We start from the raw sequence: 12115 nt of genomic DNA, 5'->3' as shown, positions 1-12115 counted from the left end.
CGGATTTCGCCGTCAGCGGCCTGCGCGCGCTGCGCACGCTGCCCGCACCGGAGGCGGCGGCCACCGATCCGGCACTGCATGCCTCGGCTGCGGATCATGCCGAGATCGCCGCGATCGTGCGCGCCTCCGGCACCTCGTTCGCCCGCGGCATGGCGCTGCTGCCCCGCGCCCGGCGGGAAGCGATGTTCGCGATCTATGCGTTCTGCCGCATCGTCGACGACATCGCCGACGAGCCCGCACCGCTCAACGACCGCCGCGAACGCCTCGATATCTGGCGTCGCAGGATCGGCGCCCTGTATCGCGGCACGGAGCCGGCCAGCGCGCTCGAACGCGCCCTGCTCGACGCGATCACCAGCTACGACCTGCGCGAGGCGGATTTCATCGCCGTGATCGACGGCATGGCGATGGATGCCGACACCGCCATCGTCGCGCCCGACGCGCAGGAACTCGATCTCTATTGCGACCGGGTGGCCGCCGCGGTCGGCCGGCTCTCGGTGCGCGCCTTCGGTGACGGCTCCACGGCGGCCGACCGTGTCGCCCATCATCTCGGCCGCGCGCTCCAATACACCAACATCCTGCGCGATCTCGGCGAGGATGCCGCGCGCGGGCGGCTCTATCTGCCGGCCGAATGGCTCGACGCCGAGGGCGTGCCGCACGATCCCGAAACCGCCATCAGCCATCCCGGCCTCGCGCGCGTCTGCCGGCGCCTGGCCGCCGAGGCGCGCGGCCAGTTCCGCGCCGCCTATCGCGCGATGGCCGCCTGCGACCGCCACGCGATGCGCCCGGCCCGGCTGATGGCGTCGGGCTATCTCGCCATCCTCGAGGCGATGGCCGCCCGCGGCTGGGAGCACCCTGCCCGCCCGGCCAGGGTCGCCACCCACCGCAAGCTGGCCCTCGGCCTCGGCGCGCTGGTACGGGCGCGTCTGCCGTGAGGGATTGTTCTTTCTTGAAAGAAAGAACCAAAGAACTTTCATCCGTTTGGCCTCGGGGTCTCAGCCCCGAGGCCAAACGGATCGAAGTCTTTTTGCTTCTTTTTCTTCAGAAAAAGAAGAATCCCTGATGACAGTCACGCACATCATCGGCGGTGGGCTGGCGGGGCTGGCCTGTGCGGTGTCGCTGGTCGAGGCGGGCGAGCGGGTCGCGCTGTACGAGGCGGGGCCGGCGCTCGGCGGGCGGTGCCGATCGTATGACGACCGCGCACTGGGCTGCCGGCTGGACAACGGCAATCACCTGATCCTGTCCGGCAACCGGGCGGTGTTTGACTGGCTGGACCGGTTCGGGATGCGGCATTCGCTGAGCGGGCCGGGGCGAGCAATGTTTCCGTTCGCGGATCTGCGCGACGGGACGCGGTGGACGCTCGATCTGGGGCGCGGACGGGTGCCGTGGTGGGTGCTGGACCGGCGGCGTCGGGTGCCGGGGATGCGGCTGGGGGAGCTGGCGTCGCTGGGGCGGCTGTTGCGGGCGGGCGAGGCGACAAGTGTTGCGGCCTGCCTCGCGCTAGGGGCGCTGGCGGAGCGGCTGCTGGTGCCGCTGGCGGTGTCGGCGCTCAACACGCCGGTGGAGACCGGGAGTGCGGCGCTGCTGGCGGCGGTGATGCGGGAAAGTCTTGCGCTGGGGGGCGCTGCGTGCGTGCCGGCGACGCCGGCGGAGGGGCTGTCGGAGAGCCTGATCGATCCGGCGCGGGACTGGCTGCTGGCGCGCGGGGCGGTGATCCGGACCGGGTGGCGGGCGGCGGGGCTGGTGGCTGCGGGTGATGTCGTGTCGCGGATCGAGGGTCCGGAGGGCGGGGTGACGCTCGATGCAGGCGACCGGGTGGTGCTGGCGGCGAACGCGCCGGTGACGGCGGCGCTGGCGAGTGCGGTACTGCCGGGGCTGGTGGTGCCGGATGCGTTCGAGGCGATCGTGAACCTGCATTACCGTCATGAGGACCGCCTGACGCCGGGTCTGGCGCGAGCGGCGGGAGATGTCGGACGGGCCGGGTTCGTCGGCGTGATCGGCGGGCTGGCGGAGTGGATCTTCCTCAAGCCGGGCGTGGTGTCGGTGACGATCAGTGCGGCGAACCATCTCGCGGATCGCGAGGCCGAGGGGCTGGCGGCGCAGGTCTGGGGGGAGATCAGGGCCGCGCTGCCGCCAGCGGCGGGCGCGCTGCTGCCGGAAGGGGTGCCCGCGTATCGGCTGGTGCGCGAGAAGCGGGCGACATTCGCGGCGACGCCGGAGCAGGCGCGGCGGCGGCCGGGGACGCGGACCGCCCGTAACAATCTGTTCCTCGCTGGTGACTGGACGGCGACCGGACTGCCGGCGACGATCGAAGGCGCGTTGCGTTCCGGCCACAGTGCGGCCAAAGCCTGTTTGGCCGGATAGATCCGCGGACTATATCTCGAGCCACGATGTTGGATGCCCTGACCCCAAACACCCTCGAAGACTGCATCGAGCGAGCCGGCGCGTGGCTCGAAGGCGTGAGGCAGCCGGACGGGCATCTGGTGTTCGAGCTCGAATCGGACGTGACGATCCCGTCCGAATACGTGCTGCTGATGCATTATCTCGACGAGATCGATGACGGGCTGGCGGCCGAGATCGGCCGCTATATCCGGCGCATCCAGGCCGATCATGGCGGCTGGGCGCTGTATCACGACGGCGCGTTCGACATCTCGGCCAGCGTAAAGGCCTATTTCGCACTCAAGGCGATCGGGGATGCGCCGGATGCGCCGCACATGATGCGCGCCCGCGAGGCGATCCTGGCGGCCGGCGGGGCGGCGAAGACCAACGTGTTCACCCGCTTCCAGCTCGCCCTGTTCGGCTTCGTGCCGTGGCGGGCGACGCCGGCGATGCCGGTGGAGCTGGTGCTGTTGCCGGCCACCGCACCGTTCAGCATCTGGAAGGTGTCCTACTGGTCGCGCACGGTGACGGTGCCGCTGCTGGTGCTGGCGGCGTTGCGCCCCTCAGCGCGCAATCCGCGTGGCGTGCGGATCGACGAGCTGTTCGTGGTGCCGCCTGAGCAGGTCCGCGACTGGCATTCGCGCTCGGTGCTCGGCGACAACTGGAAAGGGCGCGGCTTCCGGGCGATCGATGCGATGCTGCGGCCGGCCGAAAAGCTGATCCCGCGCGCCACGAGACAGAAGGCCATCGACGCGGCGGTGGCGTTCGTCACCGAGCGGCTCAACGGGGTGGACGGGCTGGGCGCGATCTACCCGGCGATGGCCAATTCGGTGATGATGTTCGATGCGCTGGGGGTCGCGGCGGATGATCCGCGCGCGGCGACGGCGCGCGAATCGCTGCGCCGGCTGCTGGTGCGCCACGAGACGCCGGACGGGGTGGAAACCTATTGCCAGCCCTGCGTGTCGCCGGTGTGGGACACGGCACTGGCCGGGCATGCGGTGCTCGAGCGGGCACAGGAGGCCGGCGGTCGGACGGTCGGCGAGGCACCGGCGGCGGTGGGCGCGGCAAATGAATGGTTGCTGGGGCGCGAGGTGCGGGTGCGCGGCGACTGGTCGGTGGCCGCACCCGATCTCGCGCCGGGCGGCTGGGCCTTCCAGTACCGCAACGACCATTATCCGGACGTGGACGATACCGCCGTGGTGGGGATGCTGATGCATCGTTCGGGCGACCCGGCAACGGCGGCGGCGGTCGAGCGGGCGCGGGTGTGGATCCTCGGCATGCAGAGTGCGAATGGCGGCTGGGGCGCGTTCGACATCGACAACAATACCGATTTCCTCAACTACGTGCCGTTCGCCGATCATGGCGCGCTGCTCGATCCGCCGACCGCGGATGTCACAGCGCGCTGCATCTCGTTCCTCTGCCAGCTCGGTCACGCGGAAGACCGTCCGTCGATCGAGCGCGGGCTGGCCTGGCTGCGGTCGGAGCAGGAGGCGGACGGGGCGTGGTTCGGGCGTTGGGGGACGAACTACATCTACGGCACGTGGTCGGTACTCTGCGCGCTCAATGCGGCGGGGCTGGCGAGCGACGACCCGGCGGTGGTCCGGGCGGCGGATTGGCTGGTGTCGGTGCAGAACGAAGATGGTGGCTGGGGCGAGGGGCAGGAGAGCTACGACGCGGGCGGCCCGCGCGGCACCTATCGCTGTTCGCTGCCCTCGCAGACCGCCTGGGCGGTGCTGGGGCTGATGGCGGCCGGCCGGGTACGCGACGAGGCCGTCTCGCGCGGGGTGGCGTGGCTCGCCGCCCATCAGACCGAGGCCGGGAGCTGGGACGAGCCGCAGCACAATGCGGTGGGTTTCCCGCGGGTCTTCTACCTGCGTTACCACGGCTACCGCCACTACTTCCCGCTGATGGCACTGTCACGGTTCCGCAACCTTTCGGCGAGCAACTCGGCGCGGGTGGGCTGGGGATTCTAGACATCGCGACGCGTCCCCGGCGGGTGGGGATCGTGGTCGGCATGCGCAGCGAGGCGCGGCTGGCCGCACCGCTGCTGGCCCTGCCCTGGGTGATGGGCATCGAGATCGGCGGCGGCCAGTCGGCGGGGGGCCTGGCTGCGGCGCGGCAGCTGATCGGGCACGGGGCGGACGGGCTGCTGAGCTTCGGGCTGGCGGCGGGGCTGGTGGATGCCGCGCCGGCCGGGACCCTGCTGTGTCCGGACGAGGTGGTGGTGGACGGACAGGCGTACCCGGTCGATCCGGCGCTCGCTTCGCGGCTCGCCGCGCGCGGCAACCGTCAGCCGCTACTGCACAGCTCGCGCGTGGTGACCTCCGCTGCTCGGAAACGCGCGCTGGCGGCGGGCGGACGCTTCGCTGGGCTGGACATGGAGAGCGGCATGGTGGCCGAGGCAGCATCGGCCGCCGGGATCGGCTTCGCGGTGCTGCGCGCGGTGTGCGATCCGGTCAGCCGCGACCTGCCCGATGCAGCCGCACAGGCACTCGATGCGGGCGGCGGGGTGGCGATGGTGCGCCTGGGTCTGGCCGTGCTGCGCCGCCCGACGCTGATCGGTGCGCTGATCGCCCTGGGAGGCGATGCGGCGCGCGCGCGGCGTGCGCTCGGCGAGGCGGTCAGGCGGATTGCCGGGCCTACCGGCAGTTGTTAGGCTTCTCCCTCCCCGGCCGATTTGCGGAGTTCACCCAGGCATGCCGACCAAACGGCCCTCTACCGGACCCTCGCCCCGGGCAGGTGCGACATCGCCCGCCAAAGGCAAGCGTGCCATGCCCCTGAAGACGGCGGAGGCGCCCGAGCCGGTCCCGACCGAGGCGAGCAGGCCCGGGCACGGGCCCGCCGCGCGGGCATCGGCTCCGCCCCCCCCCGAAGCCAGGATCGCCACGGCGCCGAGCCCCTATGTCGGGCATTTCGACAGCTTCACCGACGGCATCGCGCGTGGCTGGGCGCTGAACCTCGCCAACATGGCCGAGCCGCCGGTCGTGCATGTGCTGATCGACCGGCAGGAAGTCGGCCGGGCGGTGTGCGAAATGGTGCGCGAGGACGTGCGCGTCGCGTTCAATCACCCGACCGGCAAGGTGGGGTTCGAGTTCAAGATCCCGGAGGCGTTCTTCGATGGCGAGGAGCACCGCATCTGCCTGCGGCTGCCGGATCGCAGCGTGGTGCCGACCGTCGATCCGCTCGATCCCGACAAGCGCGAGGATGGTTTCACCTTCGCCTCGCTGCCGCCGGTCAATCTGATGAGCTTCGTCGACGGCTTCAAGCGCGGCAAGCTGCGCGGCTGGGTGCTGAACCACCATCTGCTCAGCGGCGAGCGGATCGGCGGCGTACTGATCCAGGTGACGGTCGATGGTGCCAAGGTGGCGCAGGTGCGGGCCGATCGCTATCGAGGCGACGTCGCCTCGGTGCTGAACTGCGATCCCAACTGCGGCTACGAGGTCGGCCTGCCGCAGCGCTTCAAGGGATCGGGACAACATACGATCCGCATTTACGCCCTGCCCGACCATACCGAGCTCAGCGGCAGCCCGCTGGTGACCTCGCTTGCCGACAACGCGCTGGAAGCGCAGCTCGTCGACGTCTCGCGCACGATCGAGGTGCTCTACAAGGAGATCACCCGGCTGCGCAACGAAGTCATCAATGCGATGCCGACGCCGGACTACGATCTCAACGACTATGACCGCTGGGCGCGGATCTACTACCGCACCCTGCGCCAGCGGGTCGACGATGCGCGCGACAACTCCGTCGATCCGATGAGTCGGCCGCTGGTGTCGATCCTGGTGCCCACCTACAAGCCGCTGATCTCGGACTTCACCGCCGCGGTCGATTCGGTGATCGCGCAGACCTATGCCAACTGGGAACTGATCATCATCGATGACGGCTGCAAGTCGGCCGAGGTGATGAAGGTGGTCGACGATTACTGCGCGCGCGACAGCCGTATCCGCAGCGTGCGGCTGAAGAAAAACCAGGGCATCGCCGGTGCGACCAATGCCGGCATGGGCGTGGTGCGCGGCAAATACACGCTGTTCTTCGACCATGACGACCTGCTGGTCGATGTCGCGGTCGAGATGATGGTCGATGGCGCCGAGCGCACGGGTGCCAAGCTGATCTTCTCCGACGAGGACAAGATCGACCAGGCCGGCTATTATCTGGAGCCGAATTTCAAGCCGGATTTCAATTACCGCTACCTGCTCGGCTGCAACTACATCTGCCACATCACCATGGTCGATACCGAGGTGATGAAGAAGGTGGGCCATCTGCGTACCGCCTATGACGGCGCGCAGGACCACGATTTCGTGCTGCGCGTGTCGGAGGAGATCCGTTTCGACCAGGTGCATCACGTGCGCGAGGTGCTGTATCACTGGCGCAAGACGCCGAATTCGACCGCGGTGCGTGTCGACAACAAGACCTATGCGATCGATGCCGGCATTCGCGCGGTGGGCGACCATCTCAAGCGGCGCGGGGTGAAGGCCAAGGTGAGCTCGGTCAACGGGCTCACGCTGTATGGCGTCAAATGGGAACTGCCGGCGAAACTGCCGCGCGTTTCCATCATCATTCCGTTCAAGGACGAGATCGAGACCACGCAGCGCTGCCTCGACGATCTACTCAAGCACACGAAATACGCCAATTACGACATCATCCTGGTCAACAACTGGTCAGTGACGCGGGAGGCTGAGCGCTTCATCGCGCGTGCGCGCAAGACCCGCCGCGTCAGCGTGCTCGACGTGGAGGAGCCGTTCAACTACTCGCGGCTCAACAATCTCGCCTGCGCCGGCAACGATGCCGAGTTCTTCTTCTTCATGAACAACGACGTGTTCATCGACCAGCCGGACTGGCTCAACATCCTCGTCGGCGAGGCGCTGTCGGCCGACGATGTCGGCGTCGTCGGCATGAAGCTGCTGTATCCGAACAACACCATGCAGCATACCGGCGTGATCGTCGGTGCGGCAGGTGTCGCGGCCCACGTGCATCGCGGCCTCAAATACGACGATTACGGCTATATCGGCCGTGCCGCGCTCAGCAACGAGTATTCCGCCGTCACCGCCGCCGGCATGCTGGTGCGCGCCTCCGCCTATCGCGCCGTGGGCGGGTTCGACGAGGTCTCGCTTCAGGTCGCCTACAACGATGTCGATCTCTGCCTCAAGATCCGCGAGGCGGGTTATCGCGTCATCTACTGTGCGGAGGTCTGCGCCTTCCACCACGAGAGCCTCTCGCGCGGCAGCGACGAAAAACCCGAGCACGAGGCGCGGTTCTTTCGCGAATCGCAGACGATGCAGAAACGCTGGGGCGACCGGCCGATCTTCCGCAACGACCCAGGCTATTCGCGCTTCTTCAGCGTCGACAAGCTGCCGTTCTTCAATCTCGTCGATCCCGAAACGCTGGAATGATTGCAGGTGAGGGTGGCACGTCCACCCTCACCTGCAACACCAGGCGTTACTTCGACAGCACGAAGGGCGCGGTATACTTGTCCGCGTTGGACTTCGTGATCAGCACGCAATCGAAGATCTGCTTTTCGGTCGCCGCACCGGTCTTGCCGGTCTTCAGCCAGGAATCCGCCTCGTCGACCGCCTTGGCGGCGAAGGCGGTGACCGGCTGGAGCACGGTGTACTGAAGCTCGCCGGCACGTACGGAGGCCACCGCGTCGGGCGAGCCATCGAAGCCGCCGACCTTCACCGCAGCAAGCTTGCCAGCCTCCTTGAGTGCCGCGATCGCACCCAGCGCCATGTCGTCATTGCCGCTGATCACGCCGATGATGTCGGGATGCGCCTGCAGCATGCTCTGCATCTTGTCATGCCCCTGGGTGCGGTCCCAGTTGGCGACCTGGGAGGCGACCTGCTTGAGGTCGGGGTACTGGCTCAGCACCGTCTCGTAGCCATTGGCGCGGGTGGCCGCGTTGTTGTCGGACGGTGCGCCGGTCAGCTCGGCATAGTCGCCCTTCTCGCCGACATCCTTGACCCATTCCATCGCGCCCAGCGCAGCACCCTGGGCGTTGTTCGAGACGAGCTGCGCACGGGCGAGTCCAGCCTGGTTGATCTCGGCATTGATCAGGAACACCGGGATATGGGCGGCGACCGCCTTGCGCACCGCACCGATCGAGCCCGAGGCATTGGCCGGATCGAGGATGATCGCCTTGGCATGGTTGGTGATCGCGGTGTCGACGAGATTGCTCTCGACATTGGTATCGCCCTTGTGGGCGGAAACGTTCGGCGTATAGCCGAGCTTCTTCGCTTCCGCCGCGGCAGCGTTGCCCTCCGCCATCCAGAACGGATTCGACGGGTCATTGACGATGATCGAGAGCAGCCCGCTGGCGGATGCGGGATGGGCGGCGCCGAGCGTGCCGATGGCGACCGCGGAGGCGGCGAGCATCATCCTGGTGGTCTTGAACATTGTTGGTGTCCTTCTTTGCCAGCCGGGCACCGCCCGGCCGTTTCCCCCTTTAGGAAATCCGTGTCATGCGGCGCGTGCCGGGCGCCTGCGGTACTGGACGGCGTTGAGCATCACCGCTAGCACGATGACTGCGCCGGTGAACACCGTCTGCCAGTAGGACGAGATGCCGATGATGACGAGCCCGTCTGAAAGAAACCCGATCACGAACGCGCCCAGCAGCGTGCCGCGCACATTGCCGCGCCCGCCGGTCAGCGCCGCACCGCCGACCACCACCGCAGCGATCGCCGTCAGCTCGTAGGTGGTGCCCGCCGTCGGTCCGGCGGAGGTGAGCTGCGAGGACAGGATCAGCCCGGCGAGTGCCGCGCAGACACCGGAGACGACATAGACCGAGACCTTGACCCTTTTCACCGGCACGCCGGAGAGCTCCGCGGCGCGTTCGTTGCCGCCGGCAGCATAGAGCCAGCGGCCGAACGGCGCGCGCGACAGCACCAGCGCGGTCGCCACCGCCACGGCCGCGAACACGACGACACCGACCGGCACGCCGGCGATGCGGTTGAAGCCCAGCCAGTCGAAACCGGTATTGCCGAGTGCGGCATTGCCGCCGAGATCGTTGTAGGTGAGCCCGTTGGTCATCAGCAGCGCGCAGCCGCGCACCATGTACATCACCCCCAGGGTCGCGACGAAGGCCGGCACCTTGAAGCGCGACACCAGCACGCCGTTGACCAGCCCGATCAGCCCGCCAAGGGCCAGGCAGAGGACCGCCACCGCCCAGACCGGCGGATACAGGATGACACCGAACGCCTTGAGACTGACGCCCTGCATCAGGAAGCCGGCGACGACGCCGCAGAAGCCGAGCGTCGAGCCGACCGACAGGTCGATGCCGCCATCGAGCACCACCAGCAGCATGCCCAGGGCCAGCAGGCCGAAGATCGCCACGTGCGACGACATCGTCATCAGGTTCGACAGCGTCAGGTAATAGGGCGACAGCATGGCGAAGGTCGCGATGATCACGATCAGCGCGAAGAAGGCGCGCCCCTCCAGCAGGATGCGGCCAAGTTCGGGGCGGCGGATGGCGCCGCTCTGGCGGGCTACGGTGGCGGTCAGCATGTCACAGGGCTCCCATCTGTCACCATCGGCGGAGTCGGTTCAGTCAGCACCGCTTCGCCGGAAGCGGCCATGATGTCGTCGCGGGAGGCATCGGGGCCGAACTCGGCCGAGATCCGGCCGCGCCGCAGCACCACGATGCGGTGCGCGACGGCGAAGCATTCGGCCACCTCCGAGGTCGAGTAGATCACTGCCATCCCCTCGCGGGCGCGCTGCGCGAGGATGCGGAACACCTCCGCCTTCGCACCGATATCAATGCCGCGGCTCGGCTCGTCGAGCACGATGGCGCGTGGGTGAGTGGCCAGCATCTTGCCGATCACCACCTTCTGCTGGTTGCCGCCCGACAGCGCGCCGATCATCGCCTCGCCGCCGGCGGTCTTGATGCGGACATCGGCGATCGCAGCGTCGACGATGGCGCGCTCGCGCCGGTCCGACAGCAGCGTGCGCTCGACAAAGCTGCGGATCGACGCGAGCGAGAGGTTGCGACCCACCGTCATCGTCTGCACCAGACCGTCGCGCTGCCGATCCTCCGGCACCAGGGCGAGGCCCGAGGCAATGCGCTCGGCAATGGTGAGCGAGGTGATGTCGCGGCCCTCCAGCAGCACCCGTCCGGAGGCCGCGGGCACCCGTCCGGCGGCACATTCAAGCAGCTCGGTACGGCCCGCCCCCATCAGCCCGTAGAGACAGACGATCTCGCCGGCACGCACCGACAGCGACAGCCGGTCGACCAGCCTGGCTGCACCACGGGCCGGATCGACCACGCCGAGAGCGTCGAACTCCAGCACGACCGGGCCGAATTCGTAGCCCGTGGGCGGGCTGCCGAGATCGTAATGGTCGCCGACCATGTGACGCACGATCCATTCGAGGTCGATTTCGGCGGCGGGTGCGCGGGCGGTCATCGCACCGTCGCGCAGCACCACCGCATGATCGGTGACGTGCAGCGCCTCCTCGAGATGATGCGAGATATAGACGATGGCGACGCCGCGCCGGGTGAGGTCGTCGATGACGCGGAACAGCACATCGACCTCGGACGCGCTCAGCGCAGAGGTGGGCTCGTCCATGATCAGGATGCGCGAATCCACCGACAGCGCGCGGGCGATCTCGACGATCTGCTGCTGGCCGAGGCGCAGCGTCTCGACCAGTGCGCCGGGATCGATGTCCTGGCCGAGCTCGGCCATCAGGCGCTGCGCCTGCCGCGTCTCCTCTGCGAAATCGACCCCGCCGCCGGGGCCACGCAGCTCCCGGCCCATGAAGATGTTGTCGCGCACCGACAGGTTCGGCGCGAGGCTGAGCTCCTGGTGGATGATGGAGATGCCGCGCGCACGCGCGTCGGTCGAGGAGGTGAATTCCACCCGCTTCCCGTCGAGCTCGACATGGCCCGAACTCGGCGTGACCACGCCGGAGAGGATCTTCATCAGCGTCGACTTGCCGGCACCGTTCTCGCCGAACAGCGTCGTGACACTGCCGGCGCGGATGTCGAAATCGACGCCGCGCAGGGCACGCGTGCTGCCATAGGTCTTGGTGATGTCGCGGGCCGAAAGCACGATGTCGCCGCCCGGACGCGGCGTGCGGGGCGTGTGCGCGCTCATGGCATCTTCACCGCGACCGGCGTCACCAGCCAGCTGGTCGGATTGATCATCTGCAACACACCCGTGACCGTCAGCGTCTTTCCCGACAGGGAGGCCGTGCCGAGTGGTGCCAGCACCTGCTTCTTCATCTCGCGATTGATCGCCGCGGCGGCGTTCTGATAGTCGATCTGGTTGCGGAACTGACCGAAGGCGATGGTGCCGGTGACGTCGCGCAGATCGGTACCGTTGATCGCCGGGCCCATCTGCACGCGAATATGCTGGCCGTCGGGCAGGCCGGCGACACTGACCGGATAGATGCCGCGCTGCGGCTCGCCGAGCGTGCCGGTGAAGCGGACGGCAAGCTCGGGGCCTATGCTGCCGGGCGTGCCGTGCTTCGCGACGGTGGCGTCACGGTCGCTGGCTAGGCCTCTCGCCAAATCGGCAGCATCGGCGGCGTGACTGTCGACCCAAGCGGCAATCTTCGGAAATGCCCCGGCCGCGAACGCGTCGGGCGAGAACGCCTCCTCGCGTTGGTCGGCGCTCGAGCCGATCACCACGACATGCGTGCTCAGTGCCATCGCCACGAGCAGTAACACCCCCGCGACACCGGGCAGCATCCACGCCGGCAGCCGCCGGGCCGAAGGCTTCATCGCTGTGGTCGTCATCGTCTTGCTCCCCTG

Annotated in this window: 9 protein-coding genes; 5 read left to right on the top strand and 4 right to left on the bottom strand. The window is 68.2% G+C overall.

Features of this window, described 5'->3' with window-relative positions:
* The first annotated feature begins 38 nt into the window (after nucleotides 1-38).
* From hpnD to FHR90_RS00765, 5 genes are all read left to right on the top strand, one after another.
* A complete protein-coding gene (gene hpnD, locus FHR90_RS17765) occupies nucleotides 39-932 on the top strand; it encodes a presqualene diphosphate synthase HpnD (RefSeq protein ID WP_408871417.1) in 894 nt (297 codons plus the stop codon).
* Between the two features lie 127 nt (nucleotides 933-1059).
* A complete protein-coding gene (gene hpnE, locus FHR90_RS00780) occupies nucleotides 1060-2361 on the top strand; it encodes a hydroxysqualene dehydroxylase HpnE (RefSeq protein ID WP_183274592.1) in 1302 nt (433 codons plus the stop codon).
* A 26-nt stretch (nucleotides 2362-2387) separates the two neighbouring features.
* Nucleotides 2388-4349, top strand: coding sequence for a squalene--hopene cyclase (gene shc, locus FHR90_RS00775; RefSeq protein WP_176625988.1), 1962 nt, complete (start codon nucleotides 2388-2390; stop codon nucleotides 4347-4349).
* Between the two features lie 32 nt (nucleotides 4350-4381).
* A complete protein-coding gene (locus FHR90_RS00770) occupies nucleotides 4382-5032 on the top strand; it encodes a nucleoside phosphorylase-I family protein (protein ID WP_183274591.1) in 651 nt (216 codons plus the stop codon).
* Between the two features lie 115 nt (nucleotides 5033-5147).
* Nucleotides 5148-7763, top strand: a complete 2616-nt coding sequence (locus tag FHR90_RS00765) for a glycosyltransferase (protein WP_176622726.1) — start codon at nucleotides 5148-5150, stop codon at nucleotides 7761-7763.
* Nucleotides 7764-7809: 46 nt separating this feature from the next.
* Here the strand turns inward: FHR90_RS00765 and FHR90_RS00760 are convergent, their stop codons facing one another.
* The 4 genes from FHR90_RS00760 to FHR90_RS00745 all read right to left on the bottom strand — a co-directional run bounded on the left by FHR90_RS00760 (nucleotide 7810) and on the right by FHR90_RS00745 (nucleotide 12100).
* Complete coding sequence (locus FHR90_RS00760; RefSeq protein WP_176622728.1) at nucleotides 7810-8763, bottom strand: D-ribose ABC transporter substrate-binding protein; 954 nt, start codon at nucleotides 8761-8763, stop codon at nucleotides 7810-7812.
* Between the two features lie 63 nt (nucleotides 8764-8826).
* Nucleotides 8827-9870: an ABC transporter permease gene (locus FHR90_RS00755; protein WP_176622730.1), complete on the bottom strand. Its 1044-nt coding sequence runs from the start codon at nucleotides 9868-9870 to the stop codon at nucleotides 8827-8829.
* Nucleotides 9864-11456, bottom strand: a complete 1593-nt coding sequence (locus FHR90_RS00750; protein WP_176622732.1) for a sugar ABC transporter ATP-binding protein — start codon at nucleotides 11454-11456, stop codon at nucleotides 9864-9866. The genes FHR90_RS00755 and FHR90_RS00750 overlap by 7 nt, the downstream gene beginning before the upstream one ends.
* The gene (locus tag FHR90_RS00745; protein WP_218061965.1) at nucleotides 11453-12100 is read right to left on the bottom strand and encodes a DUF2291 family protein; all 648 of its coding nucleotides are present in this window, start codon (nucleotides 12098-12100) and stop codon (nucleotides 11453-11455) included. The genes FHR90_RS00750 and FHR90_RS00745 overlap by 4 nt, the downstream gene beginning before the upstream one ends.
* Nucleotides 12101-12115 lie beyond the last annotated feature (15 nt).

It is taken from the genome of Endobacter medicaginis, assembly GCF_014192375.1.
In the GTDB taxonomy this organism is placed as follows: domain Bacteria; phylum Pseudomonadota; class Alphaproteobacteria; order Acetobacterales; family Acetobacteraceae; genus Endobacter; species Endobacter medicaginis.
Note: the sequence above shows the minus strand (reverse complement) of the source record. Positions and strands in the feature narration are given on the sequence as shown.

Excerpts from the sequence above, each read along its gene's own strand:
- FHR90_RS00755 (WP_176622730.1), bottom strand. The coding sequence starts at position 9,870 with ATGCTGACCGCCACCGTAGCCCGCCAGAGCGGCGCCATCCGCCGCCCC.
- FHR90_RS00765 (WP_176622726.1), top strand. The coding sequence starts at position 5,148 with ATGCCCCTGAAGACGGCGGAGGCGCCCGAGCCGGTCCCGACCGAGGCG.
- shc (WP_176625988.1), top strand. The coding sequence starts at position 2,388 with ATGTTGGATGCCCTGACCCCAAACACCCTCGAAGACTGCATCGAGCGA.
- hpnE (WP_183274592.1), top strand. The coding sequence starts at position 1,060 with ATGACAGTCACGCACATCATCGGCGGTGGGCTGGCGGGGCTGGCCTGT.
- FHR90_RS00750 (WP_176622732.1), bottom strand. The coding sequence starts at position 11,456 with ATGAGCGCGCACACGCCCCGCACGCCGCGTCCGGGCGGCGACATCGTG.
- FHR90_RS00745 (WP_218061965.1), bottom strand. The coding sequence starts at position 12,100 with ATGACGACCACAGCGATGAAGCCTTCGGCCCGGCGGCTGCCGGCGTGG.
- FHR90_RS00760 (WP_176622728.1), bottom strand. The coding sequence starts at position 8,763 with ATGTTCAAGACCACCAGGATGATGCTCGCCGCCTCCGCGGTCGCCATC.